Source organism: Nocardiopsis nanhaiensis, assembly GCF_054778635.1.
On record NZ_BAAGZJ010000046.1, the window covers coordinates 14,136 to 30,216 of the forward strand.

Annotated in this window: 8 protein-coding genes; 2 read left to right on the top strand and 6 right to left on the bottom strand. The window is 68.2% G+C overall.

Annotated elements, in window-relative coordinates:
• Positions 1–7 precede the first annotated feature (7 nt).
• From ACYVD1_RS21040 to ACYVD1_RS21050, 3 genes are all read right to left on the bottom strand, one after another.
• Positions 8–1,090: a type I restriction endonuclease gene (locus ACYVD1_RS21040; protein WP_460775531.1), complete on the bottom strand. Its 1,083-nt coding sequence runs from the start codon at positions 1,088–1,090 to the stop codon at positions 8–10.
• Positions 1,091–1,345: 255 nt separating this feature from the next.
• Entirely contained in the window at positions 1,346–3,583 is a 2,238-nt protein-coding gene (locus ACYVD1_RS21045) for a helicase-associated domain-containing protein (protein ID WP_460775534.1), read from the bottom strand.
• Positions 3,584–3,684: 101 nt separating this feature from the next.
• Entirely contained in the window at positions 3,685–5,121 is a 1,437-nt protein-coding gene (locus ACYVD1_RS21050; protein WP_460775536.1) for a plasmid pRiA4b ORF-3 family protein, read from the bottom strand.
• 248 nt (positions 5,122–5,369) lie between these two features.
• On the opposite strand from ACYVD1_RS21050, the gene ACYVD1_RS21055 reads away from it, so the two are divergent.
• Complete coding sequence (locus ACYVD1_RS21055) at positions 5,370–6,341, top strand: MsnO8 family LLM class oxidoreductase (protein WP_460775540.1); 972 nt, start codon at positions 5,370–5,372, stop codon at positions 6,339–6,341.
• 68 nt (positions 6,342–6,409) lie between these two features.
• On the opposite strand, the gene ACYVD1_RS21060 is transcribed toward ACYVD1_RS21055, so the two are convergent.
• The 3 genes from ACYVD1_RS21060 to ACYVD1_RS21070 form a co-directional block, all read right to left on the bottom strand.
• A complete protein-coding gene (locus tag ACYVD1_RS21060) occupies positions 6,410–10,492 on the bottom strand; it encodes an Eco57I restriction-modification methylase domain-containing protein (protein WP_460775542.1) in 4,083 nt (1,360 codons plus the stop codon).
• Positions 10,492–13,524, bottom strand: coding sequence for a helicase-related protein (locus ACYVD1_RS21065; RefSeq protein WP_460775546.1), 3,033 nt, complete (start codon positions 13,522–13,524; stop codon positions 10,492–10,494). Before ACYVD1_RS21065 ends, ACYVD1_RS21060 begins: the two co-directional genes overlap by 1 nt.
• 114 nt (positions 13,525–13,638) lie before the next feature.
• Positions 13,639–13,983 (bottom strand): hypothetical protein, encoded by a 345-nt coding sequence (locus tag ACYVD1_RS21070; RefSeq protein WP_460775550.1) that lies wholly within the window; start codon positions 13,981–13,983, stop codon positions 13,639–13,641.
• A 418-nt stretch (positions 13,984–14,401) separates the two neighbouring features.
• On the opposite strand from ACYVD1_RS21070, the gene ACYVD1_RS21075 reads away from it, so the two are divergent.
• Positions 14,402–16,051, top strand: a complete 1,650-nt coding sequence (locus tag ACYVD1_RS21075; protein ID WP_460775552.1) for an N-6 DNA methylase — start codon at positions 14,402–14,404, stop codon at positions 16,049–16,051.
• Positions 16,052–16,081 lie beyond the last annotated feature (30 nt).

The following is a 16,081-nucleotide window of genomic DNA, read 5'->3' on the forward strand; positions in this document are numbered from 1 at the left end:
TCGGGTGTCAGTCCAGGTAGTTGCGTACCGTCTCGCGGATGGTTTCCGCGTGGTGGTAGATCTCGTCGACCGAGTCCACCGGGTGGCGGGTCTCGTTCTTGTCGGCGTCGAAGGTGCCCAGGTACTTCTTCGACTTGGCGTTGAAGTGCAGGCGCGCGATCGGCTTGCGGTTGTTGTCGTCGAACAGGATCGCGAAGTAGCTCTTGGAGTCGCGGTGTGCGATCCGCTGGGGTTTGATCTCGCTGCACGCGATCGCCTTGACCACCTGGAAGCCCTCCAGCTCCTCCAGGGTGGTCTCGATACCCGAGTCGGACTCCGCGTCCTCCTCCGCCGCTTCCCCGCTGTCGACGGGCTCCGCCTCGACCTGTGGACGCGTCGATTCCAGGGCGTTCTTCAGGCGGGCGTTGACCTGGTCGTCGAGGAAGGCGTTGGCGGCTTCCTGGACGAGCGGTGTGAACTGCTCCCGCGCCCGCTTGGTGAAGGACTTGTCGTAGACGCGGCCGGCGAGGAACTTCACCCAGTCGTCGTCGGGCTCGTGGAACTGATCCGCCAGCGTGCGCTTGAGCGCGCCGAGGTACTTGAGTTTCTCCGCGGCGTCGATCACCGAGGTGAGGTCGAAGGAGGCCTTCGTGAGCTTGCGCAGTTCCGGGAGGAGGCTCTCGTCGACGTCGTTGAGGTCGAGCACCATGAACGGCTTGGGGTCCATGAGGTTCGAGGAGTCGAGGTCGGTGTAGAACTGGTACTCCGCCCCGTTGGTGAGGATCGCGATCCGCGCCTTGGTGACCGAGAAGTACCGGTAGAGCTGCGAGGCGTGCTCCGCCTTCAGGCCGCCGTCGATCTTCTTGCACTCGACGAGGATCTGCACCTCGTCGTCGTGCATGATGACGTAGTCGACCTTCTCCCCCCTCTTCACGCCGACGTCGGCGGTGAACTCGGGCACCACCTCGTGCGGATCGAAGACGTCGTAGCCGAGCACGGTGGCGATGAACGGCATGACGAAGGCGTTCTTCGCCGCTTCCTCGGTCTGGATCACCTCGCGCTGCTTCTGCACCTTGGCGCTGAGCGCGGCGATCGTCTCTTCGAACTCCATACCGAACCCTTCGAAGTGTGATGGGGGAAGTAGGACTGCGGTCGGAGACGCCCGGGAGCGGGCCGGGTTCAGGACCAACGTCCTGTCGTTGAGCGGACCTCCACAGCCAGGTAAACCCGGAGGTTCACAGCACCGTCCTGACCATTGAAGCCCACGACGGCACCGTGCAACACATAGTACACACTTTGAGTGTAAACATAGCTAACAATGAAGTCTCGGCTGTCGACGAGGCCATCCGGGGCGGGGAGACTCCGGTCAGGGGTGGTCCGTCAGGCGCCGGGCACAAGCTTCCAGGTCCTGCTGCTGGACCAGATACGGCAGTGGGGCACCGACCTGCCTGTCCACGCCCGTTCCTCCCGTGAAACGACCGCGCTCGATGACGGTATCCCCGCTCCCGTCCTCCCGAACGGGCATGTAACCCGCGCTCCGCAGCGAAGCGACCGTCTCTTTCGCTGATTTCGCACTGATCAGGACGGTGTCGGCGATCAGGCGCGGACGCAGGTTGCGCAGGGACCGGTCCGCCACCATCTCCCGGGCCAGGGCCGGGTCCGCGCACCGCACACAGCTGGCCGCGGCCGCCACCCGGATCCGCCCGTGGGTGCGAGCGGTGTCCTTGACCAGGTATTCCAAGGTCTGGGGCAGGGCGCCGTCCGCGGCCACCTCGGACAACTCCCCGAGGATTCGGTCGCCGGTGTACCCCTCGTCCAGGGCGCGGCCCACGGAGGCGACGGATAGGCGCCACACACTCGCGTACCCGTCACCTTCCCGGTCGGCGACGGTGGACAGGAGCTGCTCCAGCCGGGTCGCCGGGGTCCCCATGACCGTGGCGGTCAGGTCCCCCTGGAAACGGACGGTGTCCTGCACCTCGGGCAGCAGGGTGTTCAAGGCTTCGGTCAGCGCCGCGTTCGTGCCGGTCAGGGCCCGTCCGATCGGGGTGAGCGCCCCGTGGGCGATCACCCCCACGCGTTCGGCTTCGCGTACGAGGTGAGCGGAGGGCACCATATCGTCCGCGACGAGGATGCCCGCGTCGCGGTACCAGGTTGCGGCACGGACCAACGACCACAGCGGGCTGAGTGACGGGATCTTCGTCCTGGCCAGCTTCCCCACCTCTGCCTGCCCGCTGATCCCCGTCCCGTATCCCTCGGGCAGGTCCGCCAGGGCCAGGAGCATGCCGGTGCGGAACGGGGCGACGCCCGGTTCCTCTTCTTCTGCCGGTACGGACGCTTCCCGCTCTGGCCGCGGGGTGGCGACGACGGGCAGTTCCGTCCAGGCGCGGAGCAGGGCGGTCAGCCGCTCCGCAGGTCCGGCTCGGAACCAGGCGCTGTCGGGTTGGTCCGCGGTGAGGGTCCGCTCGGTCGGCACGAGGGCCCCGGCCCGGTGGGCGAGTTCGATCCACAGGAAGGTGTGTTCCCGTGGCTGCCCCAGTGCGTCGGCGATGCGTTTCTGGTCGCGCGCGGTGATTCCGCCGCTCTTGCGCATGGTCAGCGGGGCGCGGACGACCTCTGCCACCAGCCGGTCCACGGCGCCCAGGAATCCGAGCAGTGCGGCCCGGCCTTCGTCGCGCACCAGGGTCTCGTCCACGGGTACCCGGTCGAGCTCGGGCGGGCGCGGGGTGAACGGCCTCGGGGTGCGCTCTTTGAGGTATTCGTCGATCTCCTGGGGCACCATCGCCAGGTCCCGCTTGTACGGGTGCGGGACGACGAGCCCGCGCTCGGCGAGCCAATCGGTGTCGGGGTCGCCCGACCCTTCCTCGCGGAAGCGGAACTTGGCCTCGAAGGGCGGGCCGCCGACGAAGCAGCGGGTGGCCAGGAGTTTCTCTTCGGCCGCGAGTGCCTTCATCATGTCCTTCGCGCCGGAAGGGGCCGCGTCGAACAGATCCCGGAGCCTGCTGGGATCGGTCAGGGCGGCGACGACGTCCTGCTGCACCTCGTGGCGCCTGCGTGTGGGGTCCACCCCCAGGGCCAACGCCACCCGGCGTACCTCGGGGACGTTGTAGCAGGTGTCGAGTGCTTCCGAGACGCGGGGCGGCCGTATCCGGCTGCTTCCGAACTGCTCCACCAGTCCGGTGGCCAGGTGGTGGTCACCTTGGCCGGTGGGCCAGGTGAGGGCCTGGGCGGAGAGTTCAGCGATGGCCGCCTCCGCCGCCCGCCGAGCCTCGTCACTGGGCAGGTCCAGCACTTCCATGACCCGCAGCCAGTCCACGGTCAGGGGCTCCCCGTGCCCGATGGCCCGCAGTGCCGTGGACATTCCGGGATCGTACCCGTATTCCCTGGGGTCGGTTACGGAGAGTTCGGCCGCCACCTTGAGGAGTTCGCCTTGGGGCTGGGTGAGTGTGTCCACTGCCCCGGGTCGGTGCATGAGCTCGGAAAGGCTGTGGGAGAGGCGGATCGGTTCCGAACCGCGAAGCCTCTCGGGGAGGGTGCGCAGGGCGTCCGCGACGCGTTCGACCGGGAGGGTTCGCAGGTGCTCACGCAAGGCATAGACGCGGTTCATACCTAGACGGTAGCGACTCGGCCCGGCGGTTGTTACCCGCTTCTACGAACTGCGCTCGTCGGAGTCCGCGCACCGCGCTCAAGGCGGCGGGCGACGGGCGGTCAGGCCTGTCGGGGCCAGGTCTGGAGCGCGGCTCGGGCCAACAGCTTTCCTTCGGCGGTCGGGCGGGCGTCGCGTCCCCTACCGTCCAGGGCGCCGAGGAAGGAGAGCACGTCGTGGGAGTCGCGGACCAGGTCGAGCACCGCGCCGCGTACCACGGACTTGTCTTCGGGTTGCAGGTTCCTCCACCCGAGCGCGCTGAGGGCCCGGCCCACGGCGGTGAGCACGTCGCCCTCTCCTCCCGCTACCGCGAGCAGCAACAGCAACCCGCCGTGCGAGCTCCCGGAACGGAGCTCGTCCACCGGCATCCGCTCGGCCAGGTGGGTCCACAGGGCGACCGGGCCGGTGGCCGCCTTCCGGCCGTCCGGAGTCACCATCAGACGCCCCCGGTAACGGCGGACCAGTTTCATCCGCTGCGCCGTCTCCCGAAGGACGCGGACGGGCACGGTCTGCTCCTCGCGGTTGAGCTTGCCGATCCAGGTCTCCCGGAGGCCGAGCACGTCCGCGGCCCCCTCGACGCTGGGGGGCTTGAGGTATCCGGCCTGGGTCAGCGGTACCCCCTCGGCCCCCGCGTGGTCGAGCAGCCAGGCGTAGGGGGCCACCATGCGGCGCGCTGTGCCCTCGTCGACCTCCACGGGGGTGTCGAGTCCGGCCCGCTCCACCATGGCGGTCAACTCGCCCTCCGCACCGAAGAAGGAGGCGTCGACGAGCAGATCCGCCACAGGGCCGGGCAGTCGTGTTCCCTGGCCCGGCCCGTCGGGGGTCCGCTGTTCCTTGGCCGGACCTGGTTCGGGGAACAGGCGCTCGAGGTCCTTGTTGACCGCCGCTTGGTTGAAGGGGACGGGCTTCCAGTAGGTGGGGTCCTCGCCCTCGTCGCGGTGGGCGTGGAAATCGGCCAGTGCCCCCTCGTGGTGGGGGTGGTCGGGGCTGTTGACCGCGTCCCAGAAGTCGTAGCCGCCTACCCCTCCGCAGCCCTCGACCGGTGCGGGGCGGCGGCCGTCGGTGCATCTGGCCCGAGGGGTGCCGTCGGACAGCGCGGCGGTCTTCTGGAGCGTGAGCACGTGTTCCCAGCAGTTCCCGAAGTCGTACAGGTAGAAGAGCCGGTCCGCCTTGCGTTCGAGGACCTCGTCGAGGCGGACCTGGTCCTCGGCGAGACCGGTTTCCCCTTCCTCCAGGTCGTAGGGGGACAGGAAGTGCGCCGTATCGCGGTCGTAGAAGCGCTTGCCGCCCTTGCCGAACTTGTGCAGGTGGTCGTCGTCCCAGGCGAACACGGCTTGGAGGATGTCGTGCACTTCGTCCAGGTAGAGGTCGGAGGCCAGCTCCAGGCGCCGCCACAGCGGGGGTGAAGTGTGCGCGAGCTCCACCCTGACCGTGAACAGGGCGGGCTCGTCGCGCCGGGGGTACAGGTTCGGGATGAAGGATTCGAGTCCGCGGAACATGCCGTTACCGTAGCGAGGATTCCGCTTGCTCGTAGCCCTTCGCCGGCTTCGGGCGCAGGGCAGGGAAGGTTCAGGTCAGGGACCGGACCGAGGTCCCATAGGAGGCGGTCCGGCGCCCACTTCTCCCACGGAGTCGCTGTGGTCGGCGAGGATCGAGCACGCCCGCATGAGGGCCGGGTACCACTCCGTGACGCTGTGGTCGTGGGAGGCTGTGGCGAGCCGTCACCGAACGAAGGGGCTCATGGCTGATGCGTGTCTCTCTGCTTGACCGGTCGCGGACGCGCAGTGGCGAGTCCGACGCGGAGACGATCGCGACGACTGTCGAGAGGGCAGTACGTGCGGAAGAACTTGGTTTGCACCGGTTCTGGACCGCTGAGCATCACGCGGTTCCAGGCATCGCCAGCGCGGCTCCCGCTGTGTTGCTCGCGGCGATCGGTGCCCGCACCCGCAGCATCCGCCTCGGCACGGGCGGGATCATGGTTCCCAACCACAGTCCGCTGGTGATCGCCGAGCAGGCGCTGCTGCTTGAGGCGCTCTCCCCCGGAAGAATCGACCTGGGGTTGGGCGGCTCGCTCGGCTTCACCGCTCCGATCCGGCGTGCGCTCGGGCGCACCGCCCTGCGCGAGGGCGAGTACCCGGCTGACGTCGAGCAGATCCAGCGGTACCTGAGTGGACGGGCCGGGATCACCGCCCGGCCCAGTGTCGGACCTCCGCCGGTTTTCCTGCTGGCCGTCCAGGGCGGATTGTCCCTCGCCGCAGAGCTGGGACTTCCGGCGGTGGTCGGAGGGCCGGTTCTTCGTGCCCCGGAGAGACTGGCCGCGTACTTCGAGGATTTCCGTCCGAGCCCGACGGCGCCCGCTCCCTACCTGATGGTGTCGGTGGACATCGCCGTCGCGGAGACCGCGGAACGTGCCCGCGACCTGCTGCTGCCCGAAGCCTGGGCGTTCGCGGACTCACGGGATGTCGGAGAGTTCCGCGCGCTCCAACCCGTCGAAGAGGTGCGTCGGCTGCTCAGTGACTCGAGCAGCGCAAAGAAGGTCAAAGCGGTGAACGACGCGATGGCCGCGGCGATCGCCGGCACCCCGGATCAGGTGGCGGACTCAATCACCGACCTTCTCGAGCGAACCGGTGCCTCTGAGGTTCTCGCGAGCGTCAGCACCTACGATCGCGACGCAGTCAGGAGAACCGACGAGTTCCTTGCTTCGCTCCAGGCTCCGTAGCAAGCCACTCCAGACCCGTTCGGCCCCGTCTGCGTGGAGTTGGCAGGCGGGGCCTCGTACTTGCCGGGTCAGGGCGAAGCGTGCCGGGGGCCGTGGCCGGGCGGCGGGTTGAGGGCGGAGCTGAAGTTCTCGCCGTCGATCAACGGGTTCTCCAGCGAAACACCAGCTCCCGCCATCCGGTCGTAGATCTCCAGGATCAACTCCTTAGTGCGGTAGGCACCGAACTTCGCCTCATCCTTCCTCTTCACGATCGGGAAGGTCTCCATGATGTAGTCCACGTCATCGCGGCCGATCTCATACAGGTGGAAGAACAGCGCGTCCAATTCAGCGCGCATGACGGCGCGACGATCGCCATCCCAGTGGAAAGGCGACCCCTGGTCTCCGAGGTCACGTGCGAACGGGGCCATGTCATACGCAGTGTAGGTCAGTTCGACGACTCTTGACGAGATGAATCCCGACCATCGGGACAACTGCCCAGGACTCAGAACGGGGAGCTGGTAGGCAATATAGAAATTGAGATGCGTTCCACCAACTTTCGGGCGAGCACAGTAATCAAATACAAACGACGAAGTGCAGGCGACGAAATCCGCCACCGATCCACCGCCAGAAAGATCGAGGAATGACACCGGAAGATTATTACCGACAGCAGCCCGGGGGAGAACGCCAATGATAGCGGTCCGTTCATCCGTGGAACGGCAGATATCACGCCATCCGAGAAGCCATTTTCGCTCCCACCCAGCTGCACCCAGCCTAGTCTGCACTCCGGGGCTCACGGGCGACTCCGCGCCCCGGCCGACCTCACCGTTGACAGCTCCTAGCTCTGAAACCCAGTAGCGCGGAATGACGGAGGAATCCGGGTCCATCTTCTCTTCAAGGGATAGATCGCGCGTATTTCCCTCGCCAGTGAACGTGGCCCACCTATGGTCGTAGTGGTGGAGCATTTTGGCCTCGTACAGGGGCAGCATCCTCTGCTCGTCCTTGACAAAGACGTTCCCTTCCAGGACCCAGTTTTCCTTTTCAAGGTCCTCGCGGACGCGGAACTTATCCGAATCCGTGTTCATCATGAACATCAGCTGGAAGCTGATCCCCCAGGGGTTGCCTTCCGGATCACCTTCTCTCACCAGAACCGGAACCCGCTGATAGATCCCCAGTGTGATCTCGGCGTCCCGACGGGACCGGAAGACCGGACTCGTTCCCGTGTTCGGGTTGAGTAGCGCGATCTCCTCGGGGGCCATGGCGAACGACTTATCGGCACTACCAAGTTCGACCGGGTCCTGCAGGAAGAACGCGAAAGACGCCGCAGGCTCCCTCCGCGCACGTCCAACCAAGGACAGGATGCAAAACTTGAACGACCGGTGCACGGCTGAGAACAGAGGGGACGAATTCTCAAAATCGTAGAGAGCCGATATCGAACCGTTCCGCACCAGATCACTGAAGAAGTGCTGGTTGAACGAATCCGTCGCGATGCCGGAGGGAACGATCTGCGCTGTCCTCCCCTGGGAAGACACCAGCTGCCGGGCGGCCTCCGCGAACAGGGAATAGGTGTTGAGGCGCCCATAGGAGGTCAGGGGAAACTGTCCCGATGCGTGAGCGAAATGTTTGAAACCATCGTTGGCTCGTTTCGCTTCCCGGTACTCGTTGAAGAGTCCCGGGTTCTCCTGTTCCAATTTCTGGATCATCCGGTTGCGAGCGGTCATATTATCGGCTTCCGCAATGTCTGCCCGCCTGGATCCGAAGAACTCGCGTGCGTCCACCTGTACCTGGTCCCACGGAGGATTCCCGACCACACAGTCGAACCCGCCGGACCAGCCGGTCCCCTCATCAGCCTCTGCGCCACCAGCCAAAGCGAAAACGTCCGGGAACTCCAGGTGCCAGTGGAAGAACCGGTACTGCTCGCGTAGGCGCACGATCTCGTCGTTGACCTCAACTGTGCCGCCTGCGCCCTCCGGGTTCTCCAGTTCCTTGAAGACGTTCTGAGTGATCGGCTTCGGGTACTCCGGAGTCTTCACCCACGTGAAGGCCGCACACCAGGCGTCAGCGACGTGCTGTGCTCTGGTGTACTCCTCGGAATTCCCCCACTCGCGGTATGCCTCCTCCTGACGGCGTACCTGGTCCAGAGAATCAGCGGTAATACCGGTAATTTGTTCCAACCGCCGCGCGTGAACGGTGTTGTCGACCTGCACCGGCTCGTCGTCGATGTCGAAGAGGCCGATCTGGCCGCCGCGCTCGTCCTTGTTGGTCTTGGCGAGGAACCGCGCGTACTTCTTGTCGTCGCCTTCAATGGGTTTGAACGCCTCGTCAGGAATACCATTGCGCAGAAGCTTCGGGGTCGCACCGATGAGCGCGTTGCCGTGCTTGACGTGCGCGTCCAGGAAACTCAACGGCTTTCCGGGCTCCAACGCCTCCAGCCACAGCGAGACCTTGGCCAACTCCACCGCCATCGGGTTGAGGTCCACCCCGTAGATGCAGCGCGCCACCACCTCGTGCATCGCCGCGCGGACAGCATCCACGGTCGGCTCGGGGTTACCCTCCCGCACCGCGGCGACCTTCTTGGCGATCCTCCGCGCCGCCGCCACCAGGAAATGCCCGGACCCACAGGCCGGGTCGCAGACGGTCAGCTTCAGCAGCTCACTGACGATCGCCTCGGCTTCATCCGCCTGGCCTGCCGCGCTCGCCTCAACCGATCCCCGCTTGATCGCCTCTTCGATGACCGGGTCCAGCGAGGAATCCAGCAACGTCTCGATCAGCGAAGAAGGCGTGTAATACGACCCCGTCGTCTTACGGTCGTTGCCCGCCAGCTCCACCAGCTCGAAGCTCCGCTCAGCGGCGCTGTGCTTGGGCACCAGCTCCAGCAGCGACTCGTAGACCGAACCCAGCTCGTCGGCGTCCAGGTTCCGGTAGTCCACCGAGCGCCACCGTTTGGAAGCCGGGTCACGCACCTGCGCCAAGTGCCGGACAGCCCCCAGCAGCGCATCGTTGGACAGCTCCAGGCCCCGCAACGGAGCATCAGCCTCAGTATCAGTGAACAGCCCGCCCAACCTAGGCAGAGCGAGCTCGGGCCGACCGTTCACATCACCCAGGGCATCCAGCACGATCTTCAGCGCCCGGTACTGATCGCCGTGCGCGGTACCCCGACGGCGGCGCGCGTGACCACGCAGCCGCTCGGATGAGAAGTACTTGGCGTAGCGCTCCCTGGCCTGTTCCGGAGCCTGCGGCGGGTGCAGGGCGCCCCGGTCCTCGGCCACGAACAGGAACAGCAGCCGGTAGACCATCCGCAACAGTGCCGCGTGCAGTTCCCGGGTGTCCAGGTTCTCGCGCAGGTGCCCGTTGGCCGGATGCTTGAGGAAACCCGTACCCAGCGTCGTGATGGCCTCCTGCACCCCCTTGCGCAGCTGCTCCAGGGCCCGCGTACCCGAGGTGATGGCATCGGTGCGCCACTTCTCCAACCAGCACGTCGTCGGCGGCTCACCCTCCCTGGTCTGGAACCGCGAGGCGTGCAGCAGCCGGTAGAGCAGCACGAACTCACTGAACAGCTCGCCGTCGAAGATCGCCTCCAGGTCGAACTCGACATACGACGCCGTCGCCAGCGCGCTGGAGTCGCGCAGCAACCGCACCTGCCGCCCATTGGTCACCACCGCCCACAAGTGGTCAGCGGTCCGGTTCAACGCCTCCTGCACCAGCGACTGCGGCGGAACCGTCCCCGCTCCCCCGGGCCGCCGGTCCAACTCGGTCCCCCACACCGAAACATGGATCGGCACGTGCTGCCAGCGGTGGCTGAGCGGGAAGACCTTCTCCGGATCGTCGTCAGCGGTGATCCCGCCCGAACCCACCTCACCCAGACGGCCGAAACCCAGCTCGTCGAAGAGCGGCAGCACCCACTGGGACAGGGCCAGACCGGTCGGGTCACCGGCCGGAGTACCGTCACTGTCCGCCGGAAGCTGCCTGCGCAACTCCTTCCACACCGACCTGAGGAACTCCCAGTGCCGCTCGGCGTCATCGCTCACCGAACGCGAACCCACCACCCCGTAGTCGGCGGGCTTGGAGCCGGGCACGTCCTTGCCCTCGGCGATGCGCACCAGCATGTCGGCGGGCAGCAACCCGCCCACCGTGTGCACGGCGGTGAACACCTGGTTCCTAGCGATGGCGGACATCAGGCGGCACCTCCGGCGGGGGCAGCGGCGTCAGCGACGGGCAGGTAGACGTAGGCCCCGAGGATGTCGGCGCCTTCCTGGGGTTCGACCTTCAACCCCCGGCGGATCTCACCGGAGGCCCCGCGCACCCGGCGGTGGGAGTCGGCGAGCTCCTCGGCGAGTTTGCGGCCGTAGGCGTCCAGATGGTCCGAAAGCGCGGGCAGTCCCTCCAGGACCCGGCCCATACGGCGCTTGGCCGGTTCCGGTTCGGCGTTGGCGTCCGGCTGGACGGTCAGCAGCGCGGTGGCCTCTTCCGAGCTCAGCCACTCGGCGCGGTCGGGCGCACCGCGGAAGGCCAGCAGGCGGGCGTCCTCGGCCACGAGCTGCCGGGTTCCGTGCCGGGAGGGCAGGGTCAGGTGGAAGCGGTAGCGCACCAGTAGCAGGGTGGTGGCCTTCTCCACGGCCTTGGTGCGGACCACCCCGCAGCGCCGGGCGGGCCGGGCCCCTGCGGTGGCGGGGTCCAGGGCGGCGTCCAGCACGTGGGAGGCCAGGGCGCCCACCACCGGGTCGGTGCGCACCAGGGCGGCCTCGCCCCTGGCGGTGGCGGTGGTGTCCCGGAAGGGGAAGGGCGGGAAGGGCTGGTCCGGGTCCACGGCCTTGCCCAGCGCGGGGGTGAGGGCGTCGCGCAGACCCACCGGGGTGCCGGACACCTCGGCGAGGAAGCCGTCCGGGGCCGGGCGCAGGACCGCCTCCAGCTCCCGCAGCGAGGTCTCCACGAACGCGCGGACCTCCTCGCTGCCGCCCAGGGCCTCGCGGACGGCGGTGACCTCGCGGGCCACCTCTTCGGGGTGGATGGCGCGCTGGGCGTACTTGGAGCGGGAGAGCTTCTCCCGGTCGGCGGCGGACTTCCACTCGGCGTCGAGCTCGTCGGCACGGGCGGTGAGTTCGTCGGTGCCGAACAGGGCCTCCTGCTCGCCAGAGCGGGAGCGCATTAGCAGCCAGTCGACGATGGCGTCGGTGACTCCGGCGGACGACTCGTCGGGCACCGACACCGCGATCCCGAGGTCCTTGCGGATCTGGCGGTACTTGCGCAGCAGCACCTCCAGGACGTTGCCGTCGATGCCGTTGTCCTCGCCGTACAGGGTGACGACGCGGACTTCGTCCCGCCGCTGTCCGTACCGGTCGACGCGGCCCTCGCGCTGGTCGTGGCGGGTGGGGTTCCACGTCAGGTCGTAGTGGACGACGGCGTCGAAGTAGTGCTGGAGGTTGACGCCCTCGGACAGGCAGTCGGTGGCGACCAGGACCCTGCGGCTCTGCGTACCGGTTCCCGTGGTGCCCGCGCCCTCAGCTCCCTCGTCGCCCCCACCCTGGGCCTCGGCCTCGCGGGCGGCCTCGGCTGCGGCCTCCTCCGCGAGCTCCTCGATGCGCTGGACGCGCTGCTGCGGAGAGAGGGTGCCAGTGACCGACTTGACGGTGGTCTTCCAACCGGGCCTGCCGTCCTTGGCTCGCCCGTTGAGCTTGTTGTCCAGGTGCTCGGCCACGTATTCGGCGGTGTCGATGTAGCGGCAGAAGACGACGGGGTTGTAGCCGTCGGCCAGCAGGTCCTTGAGGTGCTTGACCAGGGCCTTGAGCTTGGCGTCCTTGACGGGGCCCTCTTGCTGCCCGGCCCGCTCGGCCAACAGCAGCAGCGGGTGCTCGGTCTGCCCCTCCTCCTCGTCGGCCTTGGCACCGGGGGCGGTGTCCATGCCCTCCAGCTGGTCGGAGTCGACGGAGTCACGGACCAGCGGGGCGCCGAGTTCGTCGGCCTCCTTCGCCGTCTTGGCAAGGGCGGCCGCGGAACGGGTGGTGAGGGTCTTGGCGGCGGCCCGAGGGGAGGAGACCAGGGCGCGCAGGATGGCGATCGCCGACCACCAGGCGATCCGGTAGTTGCGCCCGCCGGGCGCCCCGGCCTGTTCCACGCGCTCGCTGGCGTAGGCGATGGCGTCCTCGAGCAGCTTCTTGTACTCGGGGGCGAGCTTGTACTTCTCGTCCTTGAACTGGCGGTCGGACGGGAAGGCGGTCTTCTGCGCGAGGGAGTCGTCCGCCAGGCCGTCACCCTCACGGGTCAGGTACTGGCGTACGTCGGCGCGCTTGCGCTGCACGAAGTGGCGGGCGAGGAGTTCCCGCCCGGCGCGGGTGTCGAAGTCGGCGGTGGCCAGCTCCGGGTTGACCAGCCCGAGCAGGTTCCGGAAGGCCGATTCCTTGCCGCTGTGCGGGGTGGCGGTGACCAGCAGCAGATGGCGCTCGGGGTCGGCGGCGACCTTCTGCAGGAGCTCGTAGCGCAGCTGGCTCTGGTTGGCCTTGGCGTCGTCGGCGGACACGCAGGTGTGCGCCTCGTCCACGATCACCAGGTCCGGGCAGTGGCGGACGAAGTCGTCGCGGTGCCGGGTGGGCTTGATGAAGTCGGTGGAGATGATGACGTGCTTGTGCTTGTCGAACAGCGACTGCCCCAGGTCCAGGCCGCGCTCCAGGCGCGAGACCGTGGAGGCGAGCACCAGTTCGGCGTCGATGTTGAACTTGGTGCGCAACTCCTCCTGCCACTGCTCGGCCAGTGCCGGGGAGCACAGCACGGCCAGGCCCTCGGCCTCGCCCTGGGCGAGGAGTTCGGAGGCGACCAGTCCGGCCTCGATGGTCTTGCCGATACCCACGTCATCGCTGATGAGCATGCGCACGGTCCGCTGGCGCAGCGCCATGAGCAGCGGCACCAGCTGGTAGGCACGCGGCTGCACGGCCATACCGGCCAGGGAGCGGAAGGGCCCGGCGCCGGACCGGAAGCCGATGCGCAGGGCCGAGCGCAGCAGCCCGGCGGCCTCGGCGTTGCCCGGGTCGGTGGGGTCGGGGGCGGCGAAAGTGGCCGCGGAGACCTCCTCGAAGGCGGGGAAGAGCGCGGCCACGTCGTCGTCGCTGCCGCCCAGGGGGCGCAGCACCAACATGTCGGCGGCGCTCTCGGGGAGCACCACCCATTCGCGGCCCCGGGCCGAGACCAGGGAGCCGGGCGCGTACGTGGTGGTCATGTGGCGGAGTTCCTCGTTCCTCACGGGGGGGTTTCGCGGGAGGTCTGCGTTCGGGCTTCCGTGATCTTGCTACCAGGAGCTATTTCGGCGCCGATTTCGCTTCTGGTAGCAAGATCACGCCGGGTCAGGCCGGGCGCCGGGGCCGAGGACGAACACCGCGGCCTGGGCCCCGGGGAGCCGGTAGACGGCGTCCTGGCGGCCCAGGCGGTCGCCCAGGTCCTGGAAGCGGTGGGAGGTGACGAGGCGGAAGCCCGAGCGGCGGCGCAGGATGAGCTTGACGGCGACGTCCTGGTCCCGGTGCTCGTCGGTGGCCAACTGGTCCTCGGCGCGGTGGACTCCGCCCATGTTGCCGCGGTCGATGATCTCCTTCAGGCGGAACCGTTCCGCCACGATCTGCCGATCCATCGCTGTGTCCTCGCGCTCCATGACGTCCGTCCCGCACACCTGGGTGTGCCCCATGCTCTCAGGGGCGCTCTTGTATTCTCGGCCGGTTGCGGGAAAGCACCGACTTGCGCACTGTTAACAACGCGAACATACACAGTGTTCTGTGGATCGACCATTGCGGTGCGGGCGCACGTGTGCGGGGACTCCACGCCTTACCCCTCCCTGACAGACGCACCGCACACCCGCCGGATGACAAGCGGCCGCCAGATGAAACGGCCCGCCGGACAGTAACGAACACGCCCCAGCGCGGCACGAACGTGTGGGCACAACTCCAGACGCGACTCTCGACTAGATGCGGTCCTCAACGCCATCCATCCCTAGCGACGGCGGCAGCACCGGGGACCTTGGGCCTCGGAGCCCGCCTTTCACGCCGTGTTTACACCGCAAACAAACTGACCTGGGGACACTTCGGCAATCCGTGTACTGTGATTCCATGGACTCCCGCGCCCAGGCCGACACCGAAGAACAGCAGATCAACGCCGCCGACATCGCTCGGCTGGCCGGGGTGACCCGCGCTGCCGTGTCCAACTGGCGGCGCCGCCACGACGGTTTCCCCGCACCCAGCGGCGGCACCTCCTCCAGCCCGCTCTTCCCGCTGAGCGAGGTCCGCGCGTGGCTGGACAGCCAGAACAAGGGCGCCCAGGAGTCCCCCGAGGTCCAGCTGTGGCACACCCTGCGCGGCGACTACCCGAGCAACATGCTCGGCGGGCTGGCCGACGTCGCCGAATACCTGGAAGGGAAGGGCCCGGGGTCGCTCAGCGCGGCCGCCACCGACCTCGCCCGCGCGCTGGCCGAGGAGAGCTCTCCGGCACAGGTCACCCGTGCTCTCGCCGAGCGCTTCCTCAACTCCAACGAGCGCTCCGGAACGGCGTCGGCCTCCACCACCCGGCTCATCCGGGCCCTGGCCAAGCTGACCGACCCCAACGCCACCAGTGTGTTCGACCCCGCCTGCGGGACCGGCGCACTCCTGTTCGCGCTGGGCGAGCCCGACGCCTACCGCACCGGCCAGGACCTCACCCCCGAAGCGGTCCGTTTCGCCACGGCGCGGGCCGCGCTGGAGGGCGGCGAAGCGGTCGACATCCGCGAAGGGGACTCCCTGCGCTCAGACCAGTGGCCCGGGCACCAGGCCGCACTCGTGGTGTGCGACCCCCCGACCTCCAGCACCGACTGGGGCCGGGAGGAACTCCTCATGGACCCCCGGTGGGAACTGGCGCTGCCACCCAAAGTGGAGAGCGAACTGGCCTGGCTCCAGCACGCCTACGCCCACACCGCCCCGGGCGGGCAGACCGCGATGGTCGTGTCCACCTCCTGTGCCTACCGGCGGACCGGCCGCCGCATCCGCGCGGAACTGGTGCGGCGCGGCCTGCTCACCGACGTCATCGCACTGCCCGGCGGGCTGGCCGCCGCCCACGCGCAACCGGTACACCTGTGGTTGCTCCGCCGCCCCTTCGACGACCGGGACACCGCCGCCTCGGTGCGCATGTGGGACCTCACCGGCATCGACCCCGACAGCCCTTGGGAACTCCACGAGGGCGCGAAGGCCGTGGTGCCCCTCATCGAACTGCTCGACGACGAGGTCGACCTGACCCCGGCCAAGTACCTGGCCCCCGACCTCAGCGACCTGCCCGAGGCCTTCGAGACGACCCGTGAACAGCTACGCCGCGCCTCCGCCGCACTCGACGGCCTCCTGCCCGCGCTGAGCGGCGGCGTCGCCCCGGGGACGGTCACGGGGACCCAGATCAAGGTTTCCGACCTGATCGACGCCGGCCTGGTGGAGCTGGAAGGGGACCGGCTGCGGGCCACGGACGACCGGGTGGACGCCGACTTCCTCAACGGATTCCTGCACAGCCCGGCCAACACCCGCCGGTCCACGAGCGCCAGCGGCACTTTCCGCACCGACGCCCGCGCCGCCCGGATCCCGCAGATGAGCGTCGAGGAACAGCGCCGCTACGGGGCCGCCTTCCGCGCCGTGGCCGAGTTCGAGCGCAGGGCCAAGGAGCTGGCGGCCGCGGCCGACCAGGCGGCCAAGCTGGCCAGGGAAGGACTGACCTCGGGGGCCCTGGCCCCGGAAGAGGATTCCTGACCGCAAGGTCCCTGCCCCTCGGGGCAGGGC